The organism is Pantoea sp. X-Soil-MYKO-1289 (assembly GCF_059730625.1).
Genome location: NZ_AP036004.1, coordinates 3,019,096 through 3,041,212 on the forward strand (window position 1 = coordinate 3,019,096; position 22,117 = coordinate 3,041,212).

A 22,117-nucleotide genomic window follows, 5' to 3' on the forward strand; every position below is an offset into this window, starting at 1 on the left:
TTATTTTTTTGCCAAAAAAAAGCCGACTCTCTGGTCGGCTGATTCAGTTACTTCGTTCCGAAAATCTTGTCGCCGGCATCGCCCAGCCCCGGAATGATATACCCTTTCTCATTCAGGCCGCGATCCACCGACGCGGTGTAAAGCTCAACGTCCGGATGCGCCTTCTCCAGCGCGGCGATGCCTTCCGGCGCGGCGACCAGAACCAGCACCTTGATGCTGCTGCAACCCGCTTTTTTCAGCAGATCGATGGTGGCGATCATCGAGCCGCCCGTGGCCAGCATCGGGTCGACCACCAGCGCCAGACGCTCTTCGATATTGGAGACCAGCTTCTGGAAATAGGGCACCGGCTCCAGCGTCTCTTCGTCACGGTAGACCCCGACCACGCTGATGCGCGCGCTCGGCACATGCTCCAGCACCCCTTCCATCATCCCCAGACCCGCGCGCAGAATCGGCACGACGGTGATTTTTTTACCTTTGATTTGATCGATTTCCACCGGGCCGTTCCAGCCCTCAATGGTAACGCGCTCGGTTTCCAGGTCGGCGGTGGCTTCGTAGGTCAGCAGGCTGCCGACTTCCGACGCCAGCTCGCGGAAGCGCTTGGTACTGATATCGTGCTCACGCATCAAGCCCAGTTTATGTTTGACCAGCGGGTGTTTGACTTCCACGATCTTCATTGGTGTTCTCCCGGAATGAGTTGAGCTAAAAAAAATCGCGGGATTATACCGCCTTTTCGCAAGCGCGCCATATGTCGTTGCGCAAAGAGGCGAAGTTTTGATCCGTTATTCAAGGATCGATGAAAATCGGCCGGCGCGCAATTTGACCAGGCAATGGGACTCGCAAACGTTTGCCTGCGCTGTTAGAATTGCCGCGCTTTTTGTTAACCACCAACCGCAATCGCGTGGGGATTCCGCAGTGACCGACAAGACCTCTCTCAGCTACAAAGACGCCGGCGTTGATATCGATGCTGGTAATGCTCTGGTTGATCGTATTAAAGGCGTAGTGAAAAAGACCCGTCGCCCGGAAGTGATGGGTGGGCTGGGCGGTTTCGGCGCCCTTTGCGCGCTGCCGCAGAAATATCGCGAGCCGGTGCTGGTCTCCGGAACCGACGGCGTCGGCACCAAGCTGCGTCTGGCGATGGATCTGAAGCGCCATGACGCTATCGGCATCGATCTGGTCGCCATGTGCGTGAACGATCTGGTGGTTCAGGGCGCGGAGCCGCTGTTTTTCCTCGACTATTACGCCACCGGCAAGCTGGACGTCGAGACCGCCTCTGCCGTTATCACCGGCATCGCCGAGGGCTGTCTGCAGTCCGGCTGCGCGCTGGTAGGCGGCGAAACCGCTGAAATGCCGGGCATGTACCACGGCGAAGATTACGACGTGGCGGGATTCTGCGTCGGCGTGGTTGAGAAGTCAGAAATTATCGACGGCTCAAAAGTGCAGGACGGCGACGTGCTGATTGCGCTGGGCTCCAGCGGCCCGCACTCCAACGGCTATTCGCTGGTGCGCAAAATCCTTGAGGTCAGCCAGACCGATCCGCTGACGAAACAGCTGGACGGCCGCCCGCTGGCGGATCATCTGCTGGAACCGACCCGCATCTACGTGAAAAATATTCTCAGCCTGATCGAGCAGGTGGATGTGCATGCGATTGCGCATCTGACCGGCGGCGGCTTCTGGGAAAATATTCCGCGCGTGCTGCCGGATCACACCCAGGCGGTGATCGACGAGAAGAGCTGGGAATGGCCCGCTGTCTTTGACTGGCTGCAGCAGGCGGGCAACGTCAGCCGCCACGAAATGTACCGCACCTTTAACTGCGGCGTCGGCATGGTGATCGCCCTGAGCGCCGCCGAAGCTGACAAAGCCGTAGAGCTGATGCGCGCCGCGGGCGAAAAAGCCTGGAAGATCGGCGTGATCAAGGCGTCAGATGCGGAAGAGCGCGTGGTTATCAACGCATGAAAAAGCTGGTTGTACTGATCTCCGGCAACGGAAGCAATCTTCAGTCCATCCTCGACGCCTGCGCAAGCGGGCGGATTAACGGCAGCGTCGCTGCCGTTTTCAGTAATAAAGCAACCGCTTACGGGCTGACGCGCGCGCGTGACGCGGGCGTGCCGGCCCATGCGCTGGCGGCGGGCGATTTCCCCGATCGTGAAGCCTTCGATCGTCAGCTGATGCGGGAGATCGACGCCTACGCGCCGGATCTGGTGGTGCTGGCGGGCTATATGCGCATCCTGAGCAGCGCCTTTGTCGCGCATTATCAGGATCGCCTGCTGAATATTCACCCTTCCCTGCTGCCGAAATACCCCGGCCTGCATACCCATCGTCAGGCGCTGGCGAACGGCGACGCCGAACATGGCACTTCGGTGCATTTCGTGACCGACGAGCTGGACGGCGGCCCGGTGATATTGCAGGCTCGCGTGCCGGTTTTTCCTGACGACAGTGAAGACGAGGTCACCGCGCGCGTGCAGCATCAGGAGCATGCGATCTATCCGCTGGTGATTAGCTGGTTTGTCGAGGGTCGGTTAGCGATGCGCGAAGGCAAGGCCTGGCTGGATAATCAGCCTCTGCCGCCGCAGGGCTACGCGTACGACTAAGGCATAAAGCTGTTTGATTCATCCGTGCTTAAGTAGATGGCATGGACCGATCGCCAGGCCGCTCAAGGTATCCCTACGCGCTCGGCCTGCGCGGACACGCACCTCCTCCCTGAGGTGCGCCCGTAAACGGGCCAGCGCTCTGCGCTGTTCAAAAACGCTCCCAGCGTTTTTGTCCCTGGCGCAGGACGCTTCGCTCTTCTGCTCATGCCAGCTACGTTTTGACGTTGTTAGCTGCCTGTGAGAACTCGTACCGCTACCTCAGCCGTAGCGCCCGGTAATGTAATCCTCGGTGCGCCGGTTGCGCGGCGAGGTAAAGATGCGGTCCGTTTCATCGAACTCCACCACCGCGCCCTGATGCATAAAAGCGGTGTAGTCAGAGACGCGCGACGCCTGCTGCATATTGTGGGTGACCAGCACCAGCGTAAAGTGCTGCTTCAGCGTGGTCATCAGCTCCTCAATCACCAGCGTTGAGATAGGATCGAGCGCCGACGTCGGCTCGTCCAGCAGCAGGACTTCCGGTTCGATAGCGATAGCGCGGGCGATCACCAGTCGCTGCTGCTGGCCGCTGGAGAGCGTCAGCGCGTTCTGCCCCAGCTGATCTTTCACCTCGCCCCACAGCGCCGCGGCGCGCAGTGCGCGTTCGCACGCCTCATTCAGCACTCGCCTGTCGCGCACGCCCTGCAGCCGCAGACCGTACACCACATTTTCATAAATCGACTTAGGAAACGGATTGGGACGCTGAAACACCATGCCGATCCGGCGGCGCAGCGCCGAGAGATCCTGCTCCGGCTGCATAATGTCGTGGCTGCCCAGCAGAATTTCGCCTGCGATACGGCAGCTATCCACCACATCGTTCATGCGATTAAAACAGCGCAGCAGCGTCGATTTGCCGCAGCCGGAAGGCCCAATCAGCGCGGTAATGCGCTTCTCGGGAATACGCAGCGAAATATCATGCAGCGCCTGACGTTCGCCATACCATAACGAAAGGTGGTTTAGCGTCAGCGCCGTTTCGGTATCGGGCATCATAGTCATCATCTTTTATTGGGTCATCAGCCGGTAGCGTTCGCGCAGCCGATGGCGCAGCGCCATCGCCAGCAGGTTGAGCGACAGAATAATCGTCACCAGCAGCAGCGCCGTGGCGTAGACCAGCGGGCGATCCGCCTCGACGTTGGGACTCTGAAAGGCGAGATCGTAAATCTGAAAGCCGAGGTGCATAAATTTGCGGTCAAGGTGCAGCCAGGGAAAGACCGCGTCGACCGGCAGCTCCGGCACCATCTTCACCACGCCCACCAGCATTAGCGGCGCGGTCTCTCCCGCCGCACGCGCCACCGCCAGAATCAGGCCGGTGAGCATCGCCGGCAGCGCCATCGGCAGCACCACGTGCCATAGCGTCTCCGCCTGGGTGGCGCCCAGCGCCAGCGAGCCCTGACGCAGCGAGTCGGGGATGCGCGACAGCCCCTCTTCGGTGGCGACGATCACCACCGGCAGCGTCAGCAGCGCCAGCGTCAGCGACGCCCACAGCAGCCCTGGCGTGCCGAAGGTAGGATTGGGCAACGCGCGGGAAAAGAAGAGCTGATCGAGCGTGCCGCCAGCCAGCCAGACGAAAAAGCCGAGCCCAAACACGCCATACACGATCGACGGCACGCCCGCCAGATTGACCACCGCAATGCGCACCAGCCGCGTCAGGGCGTTGCGCCCGGCATACTCATGCAGCCAGATGGCGGCGATAACGCCCAGCGGCATCACCACCAGCGACATCAGCAGCACCATCAGCACGGTGCCGAAAATCGCCGGAAACGCCCCGCTGTCGCTCTCGCCGTCTGCGGGTGAATCGCTGACGAAATGCCAGATCTGACGCAGCGCGTGGGTCAGCTTCTGCTGCGCGTTCATGGCGTTAGGACGCCAGGCTTCGACCACCTGCGCCAGTGGAATGGCGTGCTCGCGATGCTGCGCGTCGCGCAGGATCACCACGTCGCGCTGGCTCTCGCGCTGCAGATCGGCCAGGCGGCTGCTGAGCCGGGCGAAACGGCGCTGCAGCGCCGCCTGGTTTGCCTCGAACTCCGACAGCGCGCGCGTATCGAATTGCTGCTGCTGCCGCAGCCGATCGGCGCGCTCATCCAGCGCCGCCAGCTGATCGTTGAGCCGCGTCAGATCGACATGGCGAATGCGATGTATTTTATGCAGCAGTTCGCGCACCTGGTCCAGCCGCTGATGCAGAAGCGCGTCGGGATCGCGCGCCGTCAGCGCCTCATTATCTTCGCGCAGGCCGGCGAACCAGCCGTAGGCGTTGCCGCCGCTGCGCCGCTGCAGCACCATCACCTCTTTCGGCTGGCTGATCCTGAGCGCCTCGCGCGCATAGATCACGCGGAAATCGGGCGCGTCCCAGTCGCGGTTGCCGGTTTTGATCAGGTAGCGGTGAACGTGGCTGACCGGCGGCAACGCCTCGCCTTCCGCCGCGGGCGCGGGAAAGTGCGGCTGATGCTCGAGGGTTTCGCCCAGCAGCGCCGTGGTCTGCCCTTCCGGCTGCGTCAGCTGGTAGAGATCGACGCGCTGCGGCCAGAAGGCGCGCATTCCCTGCCACGCCAGCAGCGCAATCAGCAGGGTAAAGGCCAGCAGGCAGACGGCGACCGCGCCTGCGGTCAGCCAGCGCCAGCGGTCGTTTTGTCGCATCGTCTTCATGCCTGGCCCTCATGCTGCCCGTATCGCTGGCGCAGGCGCTGGCGGATCAGCTCGGCCAGCGTGTTGATGATCAGGGTAAAAATCAGCAGCATCAGCGCGCTGAGAAAGAGTATTCGGTAGTGCGCGCTGCCTGCCGCGGCTTCCGGCATCTCAATGGCGATATTAGCGGAAAGCGCGCGCAGCCCGGAAAAGAGACCGCCCTGACTCTGCGGCGTGTTGCCGGTCGCCATCAGCACAATCATGGTTTCGCCCACCGCGCGGCCAAAGCCGATCATCAGCGCGGCGAAAATCCCCGCCGACGCCCCCGGCAGCACCACGCGCGTCAGGGTCTGCCACGGCGTGGCGCCCAGCGCCAGCGACCCCTGCCCCAGCGCCGCGGGCACGCTGAACAGCGCATCCTCCGACAGGGTGAAAATCAGCGGCACCAGCGCGAAACCCATCGCCAGCCCGGCCACCAGCAGGTTGCGCTGCTCGTAGTGTGGCAGCCACTCCGCGGCGTCGCGCATCAGAAAAGTCGGGACGATCAGCGTGCCCAGCGTCACGACCAGTAGCAGCGGCAGCAGCAGCATCACTTCGCGTCCCGGCTGACGCCAGCGCGGCGGCAGATGTCGGCTGAGCGCGCCGCAGATAAGCAGCGTGGCCGCCAGCGTCAGCGGCAGCAGCAAGACCCCGAGCAGCGCCTGGCTGATATGCGGCGCCAGCCAGAGTCCGGCGATAAGCCCGATCACTACGCTGGGCAGCGCGCCCATCATCTCAATCGCCGGCTTGACCCAGCGGCGCAGTCCCGGCGTCATAAACCAGGCGGTGTACATGGCGGCCGCCAGCGCCAGCGGCGTGGCGAACAGCAGCGACAGCGCCGCCGCCTTTAGCGTGCCAACCACCATCGGCATAAAGCTGAACTTAGCCTGATAGCTGTCTGCGGCGTTAGTGGACTGCCAGACCCAGTCCGGCGCGGGATAGTTTTCGTACCAGATTTTTTGCCAGAAGCTGCGCCAGCTGACGTCCGGCCAGGGATTATCGATACGCAATACCTGCCAGCTTCCGGCACGCTCCAGCAGCAGCGCGTCGCCGCGCGGCGAAAAGGCGGCGTGCGTTACGCCGGGCGCCAGCTGACGCTGCAGGATCGGGCCGGGCTGCTTGCTGGCGAACAGCTTCAGCGCGCCGTCAGGCTCCAGGGTGGCGAAGACGCGACGCTGCGGCTCCGTGATGATAGCCGCGGTCGGGCTGCTGCCGACGAAGGTGCGGATTTCATGCAGCCGCGGCCCTTCCGCGCCGGCGATAGCAAACCACTGCGTTACGCCGCGTCTATCCTGAATTAACAAACTCCGCCCGCCCGCCAGCAGATGCAGGCTGCGCGGCGGCTGCGCCAGCGTCACGGTTTCGCGCAGGGTCGCGCGCTCGTCGTCGAGCTGCCAGACGCTCAGCGCGTTGCCATCGCTGGCATACAGCAGATCCCCCTGCGGCGACAGCAGCAGATGATCGGCGTTCGTCTGCGGCAGTTCGACCGCGCGCGGCGCCTGCTGAGGCGTCAGCGTCAGCACGCTAAGGCCCTTCTCGGTCAGAACGCCGATACGCCATTTATTGTCGTCCAGCGTCGCCAGCGCCATCTTTTTCACCGCGCCGCCAGGCAGGCTTAAAGGCGCATCGCCGAGCGGAAAACGCCATTCGCCCTCTGCGGGCTGCAGCAGCATCAGCCTGCTCTGCGCGCTCAGCAACAGCGTGCGACCTTCGGCGCTGCTCACCGCCTCCTGCGGCGTCGGACGCAGCATCAGCGCCGGCTCGGCGGGCTGACCGTTAAGCGGAATAAAGCGCGCCGCGCCGTCCCGTCCGATACGCCAGCCCCAGTCGTCCTGATTCCCGATCATCAGCGCCGGCTGCCTGTCCCATAGCTGCTGCGCGGCCTGCGCATGAACGCCCGGCGCGGCGAACAGCGGCAGAACCACCCAAATCAACCAGAAAAAGAGCAGCAGCATCAGCAGCAAAATAGCGATGCCGCTGGAAGTGACCATGCGCCGCGTGAAGCGATCGATCGCGCGGCGACGGCGGTCGCTGAAGTTGACGGGAATATGCTTTAGGCTCATGCGGCTCTGAATAAGATCGGTATTAAGCCGCTATGTTGCCCGTAGCTGGTTGATAAGACAACTATTGACGTTGGACAAGGTTGCCATACTCTCGCCATAATGATGACGGACACTGGTTCTTTAAGTCCTGCGAACGCGATATGGAGTCAGAATGGGTCAGGAAAAGCTGTATATAGAAAAAGAATTAAGCTGGTTATCCTTTAACGAGCGCGTTTTACAGGAAGCGGCCGATAAAACTAACCCGCTGATCGAACGTATGCGTTTTCTGGGGATCTATTCCAACAACCTTGATGAGTTTTACAAGGTACGCTTTGCCGACCTTAAACGCCGCATCCTTATCGGCGAGGAGCAGGGGTCGCCAGGCCTGCCGCGCCATCTGCTGAAGAAAATTCAGCAGCGCGTGATGAAGTCAGAACAGGAATTCGACGGCCTCTATAACGAACTGCTGCTGGAGCTGGCGCGCAACCAAATCTTTTTGATTAACGAACGTCAGCTTTCCGCCAATCAGCAGGTGTGGCTGCGTCACTACTTCAAACACGACTTACGCCAGCACATCACGCCGATTCTGATCAATCATGACACCGATCTCACTGAATTTCTGAAGGATGACTATACCTATTTGGCGGTGGAGATCATTCGCGGCGACGATATCCGCTATGCGCTGCTGGAGATCCCGTCCGACAAGGTTCCGCGCTTCATTAACCTGCCAGCTGAATCGCCGCGCCGCCGCAAGCCCATGATCCTGCTGGATAACATTCTGCGTTACTGTCTTGACGATATCTTTAAAGGCTTCTTCGATTACGATGCGCTGAACGCCTACTCGATGAAGATGACGCGCGACGCGGAATACGATCTGGTGACGGAGATGGAGTCGAGCCTGCTGGAGCTGATGTCCTCCAGCCTGAAGCAGCGTCTGACCGCCGAGCCGGTGCGCTTTGTCTATCAGCGCGATATGCCGGACGCCATGGTGGAGCTGCTGCGTAATAAGCTGACCATCTCCAACTACGACTCCATCGTGCCAGGCGGCCGCTACCACAACTTTAAAGACTTTATCGGCTTCCCTGACGTCGGCAAAAGCAACCTGGTCAACCGGCCGCTGCCGCAGATCCGTCACATCGGCTTTGACGGCTTCCGCAACGGCTTCGACGCCATTCGCGACCGCGATATTCTGCTCTACTACCCCTATCACACCTTTGAGCATGTGCTGGAGCTGCTGCGTCAGGCTTCCTTCGATCCAAGCGTGCTGGCGATCAAAATCAACATCTATCGCGTGGCGAAGCGCTCGCGCATCATGGATGCGATGATACACGCCGCCTATAACGGCAAAAAAGTCACCGTGGTGGTGGAGCTGCAGGCGCGCTTCGACGAAGAGGCTAACATTTCGTGGGCCAAGCGCTTAACCGAAGCGGGCGTGCACGTTATTTTCTCCGCGCCGGGCCTGAAAATTCACGCCAAGCTGTTCCTGATCTCGCGCCGTGAAGGCGATGAAGTGGTGCGCTACGCCCATATCGGCACCGGCAACTTCAATGAGAAAACCGCGCGTCTCTATACCGACTATTCGCTGCTTACCGCCGATGCGCGTATCACCAACGAAGTGCGCCGGGTGTTTAACTTTATCGAGAACCCCTATCGCCCGGTGAGCTTCGAGCATCTGATGGTTTCGCCGCAAAACTCGCGCCAGATGCTCTATCAGCTGGTTGATGCGGAAATCGCCAATGCGCAGCAGGGTCGTCCGTGTGGGATTACGCTGAAAATTAACAACCTGGTGGATAACGGTCTGGTCGATCGCCTCTATGCGGCGTCGGGCGCAGGCGTGAAGGTGAATCTGCTGGTGCGCGGCATGTGCTCGCTAATCCCCGACTTGCCCGGGATCAGTGAAAATATCCGCGTGATCAGTATTGTTGATCGCTATCTTGAGCACGATCGCGTCTATATTTTCGAGAATGGCGGCGACAAAAAAGTCTTCCTTTCTTCCGCTGACTGGATGACGCGCAACATCGATCATCGCATCGAAGTGGCGGTATCGATCCTCGATCCGCGCGTGAAGCAACGCATTCTGGACATCATCGCTATCCTGTTTAGTGATACGGTGAAAGCGCGTATCGTTGATAAAGAGTTGGGGAACCGCTATGTTCCGCGCGGCAATCGTCGTAAGGTCCGCTCTCAACTGGCGATTTATGATTACATCAAGAAACTGGAACAGCCTGAATAATCTATGCCCATTTCTCATAAGAGTACGCCGAGACCGCAAGAATTTGCGGCAATCGATCTTGGCTCAAACAGCTTTCATATGGTCATTGCGCGCGTGGTGGATGGCGCTCTGCAGGTGCTTGGCCGTCTGAAGCAGCGCGTGCATCTGGCTGACGGTCTCGACAGCAAAAATCGCCTGAGCGAAGAGGCGATAGAGCGCGGGCTGAGCTGCCTGGCGCTGTTTGCCGAGCGGCTGCAGGGCTTCAGTGCCAGCAACGTCACCATTGTTGGCACCCACACGCTGCGTCAGGCGGTGAATGCGGAAGAGTTTCTGCGGCGCGCGGCCGAAGTGATCCCCTACCCTATTGAGGTTATTTCCGGCCATGAAGAGGCGCGCCTGATTTTTATGGGCGTCGAACATACCCAGCCGGAAAAAGGCCGCAAGCTGGTAATCGACATCGGCGGCGGATCGACCGAACTGGTGATCGGCGAGAACTTCGAACCGCAGCTGGTCGAGAGCCGCCGTATGGGCTGCGTCAGTTTCGCCCAGCTCTACTTCCCTAACGGCGAGATCAGCCGCGAAAACTTCCGCCGCGCGCGTCTGGCGGCGGCGCAGAAGCTGGAGACGCTGGCGTGGCAGTATCGCCTGCACGGCTGGCAGTACGCCCTCGGCGCGTCAGGCACCATAAAAGCGGCGTGCGAAGTGCTGCTGGCGATGGGCGAGAAAGAGAAAATGATCACGCCGGAGCGGCTGGACAGGCTCTATGACGAGGTGATGAAGCATAAATCTTTCAGCGCGCTGAGCCTGCCGGGCCTCTCTGAAGAGCGTAAATCGGTATTCGTGCCGGGTCTCGCTATTATCTGCGGCGTGTTCGACGCGCTGGCGATCCGCGAGCTGCGCCTCTCGGACGGCGCGCTGCGCGAAGGCGTGCTTTACGAGATGGAGGGCCGTTTCCGCCATCAGGATATCCGCAGCCGTACGGCGCAGAGCCTGGCGAACCACTACGCAATCGATAACGACCAGGCGCGCCGCGTGCTGGATACCACCGATCAGCTCTATCTGCAGTGGCGCGATCAAAACCCTAAGCTGGCGAACCCGCAGCTGGCGGCGCTGCTGAAGTGGGCGGCGATGCTGCACGAAGTGGGACTCACCATCAACCACAGTGGCATGCAGCGCCACTCCGCCTATATCCTGCAAAACACCAACCTGCCAGGCTTTAACCAGGATCAGCAAACGCTGCTGGCGGCGCTGGTACGCTTTCATCGCAAAGCCGTTAAGGTCGAGGATCTGCCGCGCGTGACGCTGTTCAAGAAAAAACAGTTTCTGCCGCTGCTGTTCCTGCTGCGCCTTGGCACCTTACTCAACAATCAGCGTCAGGCGACTACGCGTCCCGACTCGCTTAAGCTGACCACCGATGACGGCCACTGGACGCTGACGTTCCCGGCGGGCTATTTCAGCCAGAATAACCTGGTGCAGCTCGATCTGGAGCGTGAGCAGACCTACTGGACCGAGGTCACCGGCTGGAAGCTGACGCTGGAAGAAGAAGCCTGAGAAGATGGGCGCATGCGCCCATCTGATAAAAGCGAACCATGATTACAGAAAACTATTTTGCCGAAACCTATGGTCTGACGCCGACCCACTCTGAAGTGCTGGCGGCGCTGCCGCATCTGAATCCAGGCAAAGCGCTGGATCTCGGCTGCGGCAACGGCCGCAACAGCCTGTTTCTCAGTCAGAACGGCTTTGACGTCACCGCCTGGGATCACAATCCCGCCAGCCTGGCGCGTCTTGAGCAGATCGTCGCTCAGGAAGGAATTACCCGTATTCATACCGAACAGCGCGACCTCAACCAGACGCGTTTTAACGGCGGCTACACCTTCGTGCTCTCCACCGTGGTGATGATGTTCCTGCAGCCGCAGACCATTCCGCAGCTGATCGCCGATATGCAGGCGAGCACGGTAAGGGACGGGCATAACCTGATTGTCGCGGCGATGAGCACCGACGATTATCCCTGCCCGCTCGCGTTCCCCTTTACCTTTAAATCGGGCGAGCTGAGCCACTACTACCGCAACTGGCACATCCTGAAATATAACGAACATGTCGGCCAGCTTCATAAGCGCGACGAACAGGGCAACCGTATCAGCTGCCGCTTCGCCACGCTGCTGGCGCAAAAAGCCAGCCTGTAAAGCGGGGCTGCGCACGCGGCCCCTTCACTCTGCTCTTTTTTTAATCATTGATTGATTTCGACGCAGCGTTATGACTAAATATTGCCATCGCCCATAAGGGTCATTACAGGAAACACCTCGCGTGAACAGCGCCATCCCTTCCCGAAGACGAGCCAAAACCAGTTCCTTTACCCGGATCGTTTTACTGATTAGCTTTATTATTCTCTTCAGCCGCCTGATTTTTATCCTGCCCGCCGCTTTTGAACATCACCAGCAGAAAAAAGCCGCGCCGGACGCCGCCCCGTTGAGCACCGCTATCCGCGACAGCCGTTAACCTTTTATGTCCTCTGCATCCTCCAGCTAAACGCAGTCTGAATAACCGCGTCTTTTTTTGCGTCCTTTTGCGAGGCGAAACGCTACACTTCGTGCTGTAACTTTCAGACACAAAGGACTCGTTATGTCTGCCTCGCATACTCAACGTTTAAGTGAAATTCGTCATCGCATTCTGACGCTGCTGCTCAGTGAGCCAGATCTGGTGGACGCGCTGCTGGAGAAATCCGGCGATCGCAGCCCTGAACAGCAACGTGAAAATGCGGCTCACCAGGCTGCGCTGGAGCAGGATATCGCTCAGCTGCACGCAGCGGATTTAGCCGATATCCTCGAAGCGCTGCCGGAAGAGGCGCGCCAGGCGCTGTGGCGGCTGGTGCCCGTCGAAAAGCGCGGTCATGTGCTGGTTGAAGCGTCGGAAACCGTCTGGGCCAGCCTGACGGAAGAGATGAGCGATCGCGACATTCTTCGCGCCATCGAACCGCTCGATATTGACGACCAGGTGTGGCTGGCACGCTACCTGCCGCGCGATCTGACTGGTCGTCTGCTCGCCTCGCTGGAGCCTGGCCAGCGCGCGCGCGTGCTCAGCGTGGTCGACTTCGATCGCGATCGCGTCGGGCGCATTATGGATTTCAATATCCTGACGGTGCGCGCCGACGTCACGCTGGCGACGGTGCAGCGTTATCTGCGCCACCGAAAAAGCATGCCGAACGGCACAGATAAAATTTTCATCACCGATGATGACAACCTGCTGCTGGGCGAGCTTCCGCTGACCGATATTCTGCTCAATAAGCCGAAAAAACGCGTCGAAGAGGTGATGAACACCTCGCCCACCACCTTCCAGCTCAACGACAAAGCCGAAGACGCGGCGGGCGCTTTTGAGCGCTATAACCTCATCTCCGCCGCGGTCATCGACGCCAAAGGCAAGCTGATTGGACGCGTCACCATTGAAGACGTGATCGACCTGGTCAACGAAGAGAATGAGAGCAATATTCGCCGCATGGGCGGCATCAGTCAGGAGGAAGATGTGTTCGCGCCGGTGCGCAAAGCGGTGCGCCGCCGCTGGGCCTGGCTGGCGATCAATCTCTGCACCGCCTTTATTGCGTCGCGCGTTATCGGTTTGTTTGAAGACACCATCTCGCAGCTGGTGGCGCTGGCAACGCTGATGCCGATTGTCGCCGGCATCGGCGGCAACACCGGCAACCAGACCATTACCATGATTGTGCGCGCGCTGGCGCTGCATCAGGTTGAGCCGGGCAACTTCTCGTTTCTGATTGCGCGCGAGCTTGGCGTGGCGCTGCTTAACGGCCTGTTCTGGGGCGGCACCATGGGGCTGATCACCTGGATGATGTATGACAATCTGGAACTGGGCGGCGTAATGATGCTGGCAATGGTGCTGAATTTGCTGCTGGCGGCGCTAATGGGCGTCTTGATCCCGCTAATCATGACCAAACTCAAGCGCGACCCGGCGGTAGGCTCCAGCGTACTGATTACCGCCATTACCGATACCGGCGGCTTTTTTATTTTCCTTGGTCTGGCGACGCTGTTTCTGCTGCATCACTGATTGCCGATCTCAGCGGCGGCGGCGAGGCAGTGCGCATAGCGCTGCATCGCCTGCTGCAGGTTGAGCCGCAGCGTCACCTGCGCCAGATCGCGCGTCTCGGCAGGAATGGCGTAGCTGCCGCGCTGCTCCAGCCATTCCAGCACGTCCGCCAGATGCCAGAGCGCGGTTTTGCCGTCGTGCACCGGCTGTGGAAAGTGCGGGCTGTGGCTCAGCATCAGCTTGCGCATATTCTGGCGAGAAACGCCGATGATGTCGGCCACGTCGGTCAGGCCGACAAAATCGGGCGCCGCCTCAATAAGCTGCGCGTCCGGCACCGCGCTCTGCACGTTCTGGATGGCGCTCAGCACCGCCCGCTTCGCGCTGGAGGCGTCACGCGTAAACTCCAGCGCCACTTTTCCCGGCACGCCTAGCCCTACCAGCGCATCGTCGCAGCCCGCCTCGATGAGCCGCTGCAGCAGTTGCTCTTCCGGCAATAGCGGTTTCGGCAGTTGAAAACGCAGCGTAAAGATATATTCCATGTTGGCTCCTTAATGCAGTTTGCGCACTGCAATACACTTATCGACTACCCGCCGCAGCGCACGCGCATGGTTAAAGGCATTACGCGGCGTGCACCAAATCACGCTGATGCAAAACTCTCCGCAGCGACATGTCGCCGAATACGTAGGGCAATACATTTTTCCCCACCCATGATGTCCCATCGCCACTATTTGCCATCCGTAAGCTTCGGCATGACGCAGCGCCGCTTCAATCTCTTTATCTGGATGCCGTCTTCTTTCCATTTTGTCTGCACCTTACGCCAAAACTGATAGGTTGTCAACTGACAACTGCGCCAACTAATGCTGTCTGCGCAGCATCATGCCTCAATCCGTTTTAGAGAGGGAATTTCATGAAAAATCATGGAAGAGGCGCCGCAAAAAATGTTATGCAGAGGCGCGCGGCGCACCCTACACTTCCTTAAAACCCAAGGAGAAAAGCATGTTTAAACCCGATGATTTTGTGCAGTCTAAAACCGGCGGCCCGAAGATGCTGGTGCTGCGCGTGGAAGGCGAGACGTTGTGGTGCGCGCGCGTCGATGACGCCACAAAAAAAGAGATCGAGGTAAAGGCGGACAGCGTCAACCTCTACCATGAAGAGGGCGATTTTGGCGTCTGCTGACGCCTGCGCCGGGCGTCAGCCCGGCGGATTGTCCTGCTGCACGTTGTCGCCGCCGATGCCACCGATAAACGGCAGACGCAGGCGCAGCGGCGTAAAATCCACGCCCATATTCAGACCCAGCACGTTCAGCTCAAAGCCCTCTTCCGCGCCGAGCGTTACGCCGGCGACGCCCAGTACGGAAACCTGAATACCGCGCCCCGACGGCGGCAGGCCAATCGGACGCCACAGCGGCCGATAATCTTTGCCGAGCGCGTTGGCGGGCATGTCGAGTTTCAACGCCGGCACTTCACGTCCGATATGGGCGAGAAAGGTGTTGCTGTTCGGCCCCGGCCAGGCGTGATAGGTATGCGGCCAGGGATAGGAGCGGATCGCCGCCTCAATGCGCGGGATCATCGCCTCCGCCGCCTCGCCGCGATGATCCACCAGCAGACGCGGTTTCGCGCCATACCAGTAGCCGTCAGGCAGGTTGCTGTTGCGCCGCACTTTATCGCCGCTGCCCCAGCTAATCACCTCATAACGGCTGTAGCGCGTCTCGCCTGCGCGCTTGAAGATAATCCACGGATGCACCGCCACCGCGCCTTTCCAGCCGTAGGTCGGCGCGGCGTAGACCTGCACGATCGCCTGCGCCGCGTAGCGCTGCGGATCGGGCGCCAGACCGGCGGAGTCGCGCCGCGCCGACCACCAGCCGCCCTGCCCGCCGGAGAGGTCGCCGTGGCGCGTCGCCTGCGCCAGGCTGGCGCCCAGCGACAGCAGGATCACCAGCAGAATGCAGAGGCTCACGGCCTTGAGTGACAGCATAGATATTTCCTGGAGTGAAGAGCGGAAAGAAAATCGCCAGCCTCTCTGACGACAGGCTGGCGAGGAATTAATCAACGCGCTTCAGTGTAAGCGGAAAGCTTATTCCCACTCAATGGTCGCCGGCGGCTTGCCGCTGATATCGTATACCACGCGGGAGATACCGTTGACTTCGTTGATGATGCGGTTAGAGACGCGGCCGAGGAAATCATACGGCAGATGCGCCCAGTGCGCGGTCATAAAGTCGATGGTCTCAACTGCGCGCAGCGAGACGACCCAGTCATATTTGCGGCCGTCGCCCATCACGCCTACGGAACGCACCGGCAGGAAGACGGTGAACGCCTGGCTCACTTTGTTGTAGAGATCCGCTTTGCGCAGCTCTTCAATAAAGATCGCATCGGCGCGACGCAGCAGATCGCAATACTCTTTCTTCACTTCGCCCAGCACGCGCACGCCGAGGCCCGGACCCGGGAACGGATGGCGATAGAGCATATCGTACGGCAGACCCAGCTCCAGGCCGATTTTGCGCACTTCATCTTTGAACAGCTCTTTCAGCGGCTCGACCAGGCCCAGCTTCATCTCTTTCGGCAGGCCGCCCACGTTGTGGTGGGATTTGATTACGTGCGCTTTGCCGGTCGCGGAGGCGGCGGACTCGATCACATCCGGATAGATGGTGCCCTGCGCCAGCCATTTCACGTCGGTCAGCTTGCTCGCCTCTTCGTCGAACACTTCGACGAACACGCGGCCGATGATTTTACGCTTGGCTTCCGGATCGTTTTCGCCCGCCAGCGCGTCGAGGAAGCGCGCCTCAGCCGGAACGTGAACGATATTAAGACCGAAGTGATCGCCGAACATATCCAGCACCTGCTCCGCCTCGTTCAGACGCAGCAGACCGTTGTCGACGAAGACGCAGATCAGACGATCGCCGATGGCGCGGTGCAGCAGCATCGCGGTCACGGAAGAGTCCACGCCGCCTGACAGGCCGAGAATGACTTTATCGTTGCCGATTTGCTCGCGCAGACGTTCGACCGCGTCTTCGATAATTTTCGCCGGCGTCCACAGCGCTTCGCATTCGCAGATGTCGAGCACGAAACGCTCCAGCATGCGCAGACCCTGGCGAGTATGCGTGACTTCCGGATGGAACTGCACGCCGTAGAAACGCTTCTCTTCGTTAGCCATGATGGCGAACGGACAGGTTTCGGTGCTGGCGACGGTGACGAAGTCGGACGGAATAGCGGTCACTTTATCGCCGTGGCTCATCCAGACGTCAAGCAGCGGTTTGCCTGCGGCGCTGATGGCGTCTTCGATATCGCGGATCAGCGCGCTTGGCGTCAGCACTTCCACCTGCGCATAGCCGAACTCACGTTCGTTAGAGCCTTCAACTTTGCCGCCCAGCTGCATCGCCATGGTCTGCATGCCGTAGCAGACGCCGAGCACCGGTACGCCCGCATTGAAGACATACTCCGGCGCGCGCGGGCTGTTGAGTTCGGTGGTGCTTTCCGGGCCGCCGGAAAGGATGATGCCGTTCGGGTTGAACTGGCGGATCTGCTCTTCGGTGACATCCCATGCCCAGAGTTCGCAGTACACGCCCAGCTCGCGGACGCGGCGCGCGACCAGCTGCGTGTATTGAGAACCAAAATCGAGAATCAGAATGCGATGCTTATGAATATTTTCCGTCGTCATTGAGGCGTTTCCAGAGCGGGTAACTTGATAATGAAAGCGCCCGGCTTATGCCGGGCGATAAATCTTACGGGATCAGGATCCCATACGGTAGTTCGGCGACTCTTTGGTGATGGTCACATCGTGCACGTGGCTTTCGTTGATGCCGGCGCCGCTGATGCGGACGAACTCCGCTTTGGTGCGCAGATCATCGATGGTCTGGCAGCCGGTCAGGCCCATACAGGAGCGCAGGCCGCCCATCTGCTGGTGAACGATCTCTTTCAGGCGGCCTTTATAGGCGACGCGGCCTTCGATGCCTTCCGGCACCAGTTTGTCAGCGGCGTTATCGCTCTGGAAGTAGCGGTCGGAAGAGCCTTTGGACATCGCGCCCAGCGAACCCATGCCGCGGTAAGATTTGAACGAGCGGCCCTGGTAGAGTTCGATTTCGCCCGGCGACTCTTCCGTACCGGCCAGCATAGAGCCGACCATGACGGCTGCCGCGCCAGCGGCGATCGCTTTGGCGATGTCGCCGGAGAAACGGATACCGCCGTCGGCGATAACCGGAATGCCGGTGCCTTCCAGCGCTTCCACCGCGTCAGAAACGGCGGTGATCTGCGGCACGCCCACGCCGGTGACGATACGGGTCGTACAGATAGAACCCGGGCCGATACCGACTTTCACTGCGCTCACGCCCGCTTCCGCCAGCGCCAGCGCGCCTGCGCCGGTCGCGACGTTGCCGCCGATGATCTCCAGGTCAGGATATTTTGCGCGGGTTTCGCGGATGCGCTGCAGCACGCCTTCTGAGTGACCGTGCGACGAGTCGATCAGCAGCACGTCGACGCCAGCGGCGACCAGCGCGTCGACGCGCTCTTCGTTGCCCGCGCCCGCGCCCACTGCCGCGCCAACGCGCAGACGGCCCTGCGCATCTTTACAGGCGTTCGGCTTACGTTCGGCTTTCTGGAAGTCTTTAACGGTGATCATGCCGAGCAGATGGAAGCTGTCGTCCACCACCAGCGCTTTCTCGACGCGTTTTTCATGCATTCTCTGCAGTACGACGTCACGCGCCTCGCCCTCTTTCACCGTGACCAGACGTTCTTTCGGCGTCATGACCGCGGTAACCGGCTGCGTCAGATCGGTGACGAAGCGCACGTCGCGGCCGGTAATGATGCCGACCAGTTCGTTGCTTTCATTCACGACAGGATAACCGGCAAAGCCGTTGCGCTCGGTCAGGGCTTTGACTTCCGCCAGCGTCGTGGTCGGCAGAACGGTTTGCGGTTCGGTTACCACGCCGCTTTCATGTTTCTTCACCTTGCGAACTTCATCCGCCTGGCGCTCAATCGACATGTTTTTGTGGATAAAGCCCAGACCGCCTTCCTGCGCCAGCGCAATAGCCAGTCCCGCTTCGGTTACGGTATCCATAGCGGCGGAGAGCATCGGGATGTTCAGACGAATATTTTTCGTCAGCTGAGTGCTGAGATCGGCCGTGTTAGGCAGAACGGTGGAGTGAGCAGGAACGAGCAGAACGTCGTCGAAAGTAAGGGCTTCTTTAGCGATTCTTAGCATGGCAATATCTCAACCTGGGGTGAATGAGAACAGATAAAATATTGCCGCGGCATTATACAGGCCGTAATCGTTTGCCTCCAGCATTATTTTAGAAAAAGTCTTGATCCTCGCCAGCAGCCATGTAGTATCGGTTAATTAACCCTCTGATTTACTATTTGATCTCCATCACATGTCGCTACCGCCAGTCGCCAATGTTTTTACCGTCAGCCGCCTGAATACCACGGTGCGCCAGCTCCTGGAACAGGAGATGGGATCGGTGTGGCTGAGCGCAGAGATCTCCAACTTTTCTCAGCCCGCCTCGGGCCACTGGTACTTCACGCTGAAGGATGACGGCGCGCAGGTGCGCTGCGCGATGTTCCGCAACAGCAACCGCCGCGTTACCTTCCGTCCGCAGCACGGCCAGCAGATTCTGGTGCGCGCCACCATTACGCTTTATGAGCCGCGCGGCGACTATCAGCTGATTATCGAAAGCATGCATCCGGCGGGCGAAGGCGCGCTGCAGCAGCAGTTCGAGCTGCTGAAGGCGAAGCTGGCGAGCGAAGGCCTGTTCGACCAGCAGCACAAACAGCCGCTGCCCGAGCCGGCGAAACAGGTTGGCGTGATCACGTCGGCGACCGGCGCGGCGCTGCATGACGTGCTGCGCGTGCTGCACCGCCGCGATCCTTCGCTGCCGGTGATTATCTATCCTACGCCGGTTCAGGGCGCCGAGGCGCCGGCCGCTATCGTGCGCGCGATTGAGCTGGCGAACCAGCGCGCAGAGTGCGATGTGCTGATCGTCGGCCGCGGCGGCGGCTCGCTGGAAGATCTCTGGAGCTTCAACGAAGAGCGCGTCGCGCGCGCTATTTTCGCCAGCCGTATTCCGGTGGTGAGCGCCGTCGGCCATGAAACCGACGTCACCATCGCCGATTTCGTCGCCGACCTGCGCGCGCCGACGCCCTCCGCCGCTGCTGAAATTGTAAGCAGAAATCAGACAGAGCTGCTGCGACAGTTGCTCTCGCAGCAACAACGACTGGAAATGGCGATGGATTACTATCTGGCGCAGCAACAACGCCGCTTCTCTCGTCTCGATCATCGCCTGCAGCAGCAGCATCCGCAGCTTCGCCTGGCGCGCCAGCAGACCGCCCTGTTCCGCCTGCAGCAGCGGCTGAACGAGGCGATGGAAAATCGGCTGCGTCAGAGCCTGCGGCAGCAGGATCGGCTTTCTCAGCGTCTTGCCGCGCATCAGCCGCAGCCGCGCCTGTTTCAGGCGCAGCGCCAGCTGGAACAAATGCGCTATCGCCTGCAGCAGAGCATGGAAAAGACGCTTAACCGCGACAAACAGCGCTTTGCCACCCTTGCCGCCCAGCTGGAAGGCGTCAGCCCGCTGGCGACGCTGGCGCGCGGCTTCAGCGTCACTACCGATAGCGCCGGGCAGGTGGTGAAAAGAACCGCCCAGTTGCAGAGTGGCGATACCCTGCGCACGCGTCTCGACGACGGCTGGGTGGAAAGCCAGGTGACCAGTCTGCTGCCGGAAAAAAAACGCCGTCGTAAAACCGCTTCCTGAACAAAGACTATACTTTTTGGCACATTACTTGTGCCAAGGAGTCGGGTATGTCCTACAGCGTTATTCCTCCCTATATCTTGCGTAACATCGTGACCCACGGTTCCAGTCATCAACAGGACTATGCGCGCCGTACGTTGATGCACGTTCAGCATCTGATGGCGGAGAACTGGCAAAAACCGGTCGCGCCGCAGACAGCGACCGGCGGTCACGTCGAGCGCGAAATTTACGATGCGAAAAACACCCAGAACCTGCCAGGCGAGCTGCTGCGCAGCGAAGGTCAGCCTGATACCGGCGATGTCGCCGCCCGAGAAGCCTGGGATTATCTTGGCGTAACCTACGACTTCTTCTGGCAAACCTATCAGCGCAACTCCCTCGACAATCAGGGGCTGAAGCTTCTCGGCACCGTCCACTACGGCAAGGCGTATCAAAACGCCTTCTGGAACGGACAGCAGATGGTGTTCGGCGACGGCGACGGCGAAATTTTTAATCGCTTTACTATCGCCATCGACGTGGTGGCGCACGAGCTGGCGCACGGCGTTACCGAGACAGAAGCCGGATTGATCTATTTCGAGCAGGCGGGCGCGCTAAACGAGTCGCTGTCCGATGTCTTCGGCTCACTGGTGAAGCAGTTCCATCTGAAGCAGAGCGCAGACAAAGCCGACTGGATTATCGGCGAAGGTCTGCTGGCGAGCGGTATTAACGGACGCGGGCTGCGCTCGATGGCGGAGCCGGGCACCGCCTATGACGATCCGATGCTGGGCAAGGATCCGCAGCCTGCGCATATGGATCACTATATCAAGACGCGTGAAGACAACGGCGGCGTGCATCTGAATTCCGGCATTCCCAACCGCGCCTTTTACCTGGCGGCGAAAGCGCTGGGCGGCTATGCCTGGGAGCAGGCAGGCCAGGCCTGGTACGACACGGTGTGCGACAAATCGCTGCCGCAGGACGCCGATTTTAGCACCTTCGCGCAGTTAACCATTCAGCACGGCGAGCGCCGCTTTAATCAATCTGTGGCGCAATCGATCGAACAGGCGTGGAAGGAGGTTGGCGTGCTATGAGTTCCCTTCCCGAACTGACCGACGACGCGGTCATTGAAGTCGAACGCGAGGGCGGACTGGCCTTTATTCCCGGCCTGCGCGGCGCGCGGCGTTTCGCGCTGGCTCAGCTGCCGCAGCCGCAAAAGCAGCGCGTCTGTCAGGTTCTGGAACAGGCGCTGCCGCTGGGCGAACCTGAAGATAAAGCGCCGGAGATCGGGCGTAGCGATCAGCGCTACTTCCGCATACAGATCAGCTACGCCACACATCGTGAAGTGGGCACTATCGTTTTGCTGATCCCGGAACAGGTCGCGCCGCCGGAGCTGGAAGCGCTCTGGCGCGACGGCGACGATCCGGCGCAATAAAAAAGGCCGCCACAGAGATGGCGGCCTTATGAAGGCGCTTCAGGCCTGTCCTGCCAACAGCCGGTAAAGGCGGGGATCGCTCCCCGCCTTCCGGTTGCTACTTACCAGATTCGTAAGCCATCGAAGCAGCCACCTCGCGCTGGTTGTCCCGGTAGCGGATTTCGCACAGCGATTTCCGCGTCAGCCAGGTAAAGATTAAAAGTGTGAGACACACCAGTAATACACAAAAAACCAGCGTTAGCTGTGGCAATTTCATGGTCACTCCTCCTTGCGCAGAGCGCGGTAAGAGGCTACCCTGCTGTTGTTGGGACAGTTGGGCAGCCTCGTGGGTTAATGAAAATTAACTACGGGGCTTTCTCTTTTCTGCCTCACAACCAGCTTGCCGATCGCTCAAGGCAGAAACCTCAA

At 60.1% G+C, this 22,117-nt stretch carries 20 protein-coding genes; 11 read left to right on the forward strand and 9 right to left on the reverse strand.

Annotation, left to right across the window (positions count from 1 at the left end; genetic code table 11):
• Nucleotides 1–47: 47 nt before the first annotated feature.
• Complete coding sequence (gene upp / locus AC6I7Z_RS14560) at nt 48–674, reverse strand: uracil phosphoribosyltransferase (RefSeq protein ID WP_033753846.1); 627 nt, start codon at nt 672–674, stop codon at nt 48–50.
• 238 nt (nt 675–912) lie between these two features.
• On the opposite strand from upp, the gene purM reads away from it, so the two are divergent.
• Together purM and purN are read left to right on the forward strand one after the other, a co-directional pair.
• Nucleotides 913–1,953 carry a phosphoribosylformylglycinamidine cyclo-ligase gene (gene purM / locus AC6I7Z_RS14565; RefSeq protein ID WP_497814745.1) on the forward strand — a complete coding sequence of 347 codons (1,041 nt, stop codon included), beginning with the start codon at nt 913–915 and terminating at the stop codon, nt 1,951–1,953.
• Complete coding sequence (gene purN, locus AC6I7Z_RS14570) at nt 1,950–2,588, forward strand: phosphoribosylglycinamide formyltransferase (protein WP_313589213.1); 639 nt, start codon at nt 1,950–1,952, stop codon at nt 2,586–2,588. Before purM ends, purN begins: the two co-directional genes overlap by 4 nt.
• A 258-nt stretch (nt 2,589–2,846) precedes the next feature.
• On the opposite strand, the gene pstB is transcribed toward purN, so the two are convergent.
• Genes pstB through AC6I7Z_RS14585 form a run of 3 tightly spaced genes read right to left on the reverse strand, consistent with a single transcriptional unit; the run spans nt 2,847 to nt 7,348 of the window.
• On the reverse strand, nt 2,847–3,614 hold the full coding sequence (pstB, locus tag AC6I7Z_RS14575) for a phosphate ABC transporter ATP-binding protein PstB (RefSeq protein ID WP_497814746.1): 768 nt from the start codon (nt 3,612–3,614) through the stop codon (nt 2,847–2,849).
• A gap of 12 nt (nt 3,615–3,626) precedes the next feature.
• Complete coding sequence (gene pstA, locus AC6I7Z_RS14580) at nt 3,627–5,267, reverse strand: phosphate ABC transporter permease PstA (RefSeq protein ID WP_497814747.1); 1,641 nt, start codon at nt 5,265–5,267, stop codon at nt 3,627–3,629.
• Nucleotides 5,264–7,348, reverse strand: a complete 2,085-nt coding sequence (locus AC6I7Z_RS14585; protein ID WP_497814748.1) for an ABC transporter permease subunit — start codon at nt 7,346–7,348, stop codon at nt 5,264–5,266. Before AC6I7Z_RS14585 ends, pstA begins: the two co-directional genes overlap by 4 nt.
• A gap of 151 nt (nt 7,349–7,499) precedes the next feature.
• Between AC6I7Z_RS14585 and ppk1 the strand changes: the two genes are divergently transcribed.
• The 5 genes from ppk1 (at nt 7,500) to mgtE (ending at nt 13,592) form a co-directional block, all read left to right on the forward strand.
• Nucleotides 7,500–9,560 carry a polyphosphate kinase 1 gene (gene ppk1 / locus AC6I7Z_RS14590; protein WP_033753863.1) on the forward strand — a complete coding sequence of 687 codons (2,061 nt, stop codon included), beginning with the start codon at nt 7,500–7,502 and terminating at the stop codon, nt 9,558–9,560.
• A 3-nt stretch (nt 9,561–9,563) separates the two neighbouring features.
• A complete protein-coding gene (ppx, locus tag AC6I7Z_RS14595; RefSeq protein WP_497814749.1) occupies nt 9,564–11,090 on the forward strand; it encodes an exopolyphosphatase in 1,527 nt (508 codons plus the stop codon).
• A gap of 38 nt (nt 11,091–11,128) precedes the next feature.
• Nucleotides 11,129–11,722 carry a tellurite resistance methyltransferase TehB gene (gene tehB / locus AC6I7Z_RS14600; protein ID WP_497814750.1) on the forward strand — a complete coding sequence of 198 codons (594 nt, stop codon included), beginning with the start codon at nt 11,129–11,131 and terminating at the stop codon, nt 11,720–11,722.
• Between the two features lie 121 nt (nt 11,723–11,843).
• Nucleotides 11,844–12,035 carry a YfgG family protein gene (locus AC6I7Z_RS14605; RefSeq protein WP_033753871.1) on the forward strand — a complete coding sequence of 64 codons (192 nt, stop codon included), beginning with the start codon at nt 11,844–11,846 and terminating at the stop codon, nt 12,033–12,035.
• A 123-nt stretch (nt 12,036–12,158) separates the two neighbouring features.
• Nucleotides 12,159–13,592 (forward strand): magnesium transporter, encoded by a 1,434-nt coding sequence (gene mgtE, locus AC6I7Z_RS14610; RefSeq protein ID WP_497814751.1) that lies wholly within the window; start codon nt 12,159–12,161, stop codon nt 13,590–13,592.
• On the opposite strand, the gene AC6I7Z_RS14615 is transcribed toward mgtE, so the two are convergent.
• Entirely contained in the window at nt 13,586–14,110 is a 525-nt protein-coding gene (locus tag AC6I7Z_RS14615) for a helix-turn-helix transcriptional regulator (RefSeq protein WP_497814752.1), read from the reverse strand. The genes mgtE and AC6I7Z_RS14615 overlap by 7 nt on opposite strands.
• A 457-nt stretch (nt 14,111–14,567) precedes the next feature.
• Here AC6I7Z_RS14615 and AC6I7Z_RS14620 point away from each other — a divergent pair, with 457 nt between their 5' ends.
• A complete protein-coding gene (locus AC6I7Z_RS14620) occupies nt 14,568–14,747 on the forward strand; it encodes a GDFGVC terminal motif YodC-like protein (protein ID WP_033753879.1) in 180 nt (59 codons plus the stop codon).
• 15 nt (nt 14,748–14,762) lie between these two features.
• On the opposite strand, the gene AC6I7Z_RS14625 is transcribed toward AC6I7Z_RS14620, so the two are convergent.
• From AC6I7Z_RS14625 to guaB, 3 genes are all read right to left on the reverse strand, one after another.
• Nucleotides 14,763–15,545 (reverse strand): DUF3750 domain-containing protein, encoded by a 783-nt coding sequence (locus tag AC6I7Z_RS14625; protein WP_497814753.1) that lies wholly within the window; start codon nt 15,543–15,545, stop codon nt 14,763–14,765.
• A 99-nt stretch (nt 15,546–15,644) separates the two neighbouring features.
• Complete coding sequence (gene guaA / locus AC6I7Z_RS14630; RefSeq protein ID WP_033753883.1) at nt 15,645–17,225, reverse strand: glutamine-hydrolyzing GMP synthase; 1,581 nt, start codon at nt 17,223–17,225, stop codon at nt 15,645–15,647.
• A 72-nt stretch (nt 17,226–17,297) separates the two neighbouring features.
• Entirely contained in the window at nt 17,298–18,764 is a 1,467-nt protein-coding gene (gene guaB, locus AC6I7Z_RS14635) for an IMP dehydrogenase (RefSeq protein ID WP_033753885.1), read from the reverse strand.
• A 169-nt stretch (nt 18,765–18,933) separates the two neighbouring features.
• On the opposite strand from guaB, the gene xseA reads away from it, so the two are divergent.
• The 3 genes from xseA to AC6I7Z_RS14650 are packed head-to-tail and all read left to right on the forward strand — an operon-like array spanning nt 18,934 to nt 21,709.
• Nucleotides 18,934–20,307, forward strand: coding sequence for an exodeoxyribonuclease VII large subunit (xseA, locus tag AC6I7Z_RS14640; RefSeq protein WP_497814754.1), 1,374 nt, complete (start codon nt 18,934–18,936; stop codon nt 20,305–20,307).
• 47 nt (nt 20,308–20,354) lie between these two features.
• Nucleotides 20,355–21,368, forward strand: coding sequence for a M4 family metallopeptidase (locus AC6I7Z_RS14645; protein WP_497814755.1), 1,014 nt, complete (start codon nt 20,355–20,357; stop codon nt 21,366–21,368).
• Complete coding sequence (locus tag AC6I7Z_RS14650) at nt 21,365–21,709, forward strand: protealysin inhibitor emfourin (RefSeq protein WP_033753890.1); 345 nt, start codon at nt 21,365–21,367, stop codon at nt 21,707–21,709. The genes AC6I7Z_RS14645 and AC6I7Z_RS14650 overlap by 4 nt, the downstream gene beginning before the upstream one ends.
• A gap of 97 nt (nt 21,710–21,806) precedes the next feature.
• On the opposite strand, the gene AC6I7Z_RS14655 is transcribed toward AC6I7Z_RS14650, so the two are convergent.
• Complete coding sequence (locus AC6I7Z_RS14655; RefSeq protein ID WP_033753892.1) at nt 21,807–21,965, reverse strand: type I toxin-antitoxin system Hok family toxin; 159 nt, start codon at nt 21,963–21,965, stop codon at nt 21,807–21,809.
• Nucleotides 21,966–22,117: the final 152 nt, after the last annotated feature.

Bases quoted from the DNA above. Each gene is read 5' to 3' on its own strand.
- upp (WP_033753846.1), bottom strand. From the start codon at position 674: ATGAAGATCGTGGAAGTCAAACACCCGCTGGTCAAACATAAACTGGGC.
- purN (WP_313589213.1), top strand. From the start codon at position 1,950: ATGAAAAAGCTGGTTGTACTGATCTCCGGCAACGGAAGCAATCTTCAG.
- pstB (WP_497814746.1), bottom strand. From the start codon at position 3,614: ATGATGCCCGATACCGAAACGGCGCTGACGCTAAACCACCTTTCGTTA.
- pstA (WP_497814747.1), bottom strand. From the start codon at position 5,267: ATGAAGACGATGCGACAAAACGACCGCTGGCGCTGGCTGACCGCAGGC.
- AC6I7Z_RS14585 (WP_497814748.1), bottom strand. From the start codon at position 7,348: ATGAGCCTAAAGCATATTCCCGTCAACTTCAGCGACCGCCGTCGCCGC.
- ppk1 (WP_033753863.1), top strand. From the start codon at position 7,500: ATGGGTCAGGAAAAGCTGTATATAGAAAAAGAATTAAGCTGGTTATCC.
- ppx (WP_497814749.1), top strand. From the start codon at position 9,564: ATGCCCATTTCTCATAAGAGTACGCCGAGACCGCAAGAATTTGCGGCA.
- tehB (WP_497814750.1), top strand. From the start codon at position 11,129: ATGATTACAGAAAACTATTTTGCCGAAACCTATGGTCTGACGCCGACC.
- mgtE (WP_497814751.1), top strand. From the start codon at position 12,159: ATGTCTGCCTCGCATACTCAACGTTTAAGTGAAATTCGTCATCGCATT.
- AC6I7Z_RS14615 (WP_497814752.1), bottom strand. From the start codon at position 14,110: ATGGAATATATCTTTACGCTGCGTTTTCAACTGCCGAAACCGCTATTG.
- AC6I7Z_RS14620 (WP_033753879.1), top strand. From the start codon at position 14,568: ATGTTTAAACCCGATGATTTTGTGCAGTCTAAAACCGGCGGCCCGAAG.
- AC6I7Z_RS14625 (WP_497814753.1), bottom strand. From the start codon at position 15,545: ATGCTGTCACTCAAGGCCGTGAGCCTCTGCATTCTGCTGGTGATCCTG.
- guaA (WP_033753883.1), bottom strand. From the start codon at position 17,225: ATGACGACGGAAAATATTCATAAGCATCGCATTCTGATTCTCGATTTT.
- guaB (WP_033753885.1), bottom strand. From the start codon at position 18,764: ATGCTAAGAATCGCTAAAGAAGCCCTTACTTTCGACGACGTTCTGCTC.
- xseA (WP_497814754.1), top strand. From the start codon at position 18,934: ATGTCGCTACCGCCAGTCGCCAATGTTTTTACCGTCAGCCGCCTGAAT.
- AC6I7Z_RS14645 (WP_497814755.1), top strand. From the start codon at position 20,355: ATGTCCTACAGCGTTATTCCTCCCTATATCTTGCGTAACATCGTGACC.
- AC6I7Z_RS14650 (WP_033753890.1), top strand. From the start codon at position 21,365: ATGAGTTCCCTTCCCGAACTGACCGACGACGCGGTCATTGAAGTCGAA.
- AC6I7Z_RS14655 (WP_033753892.1), bottom strand. From the start codon at position 21,965: ATGAAATTGCCACAGCTAACGCTGGTTTTTTGTGTATTACTGGTGTGT.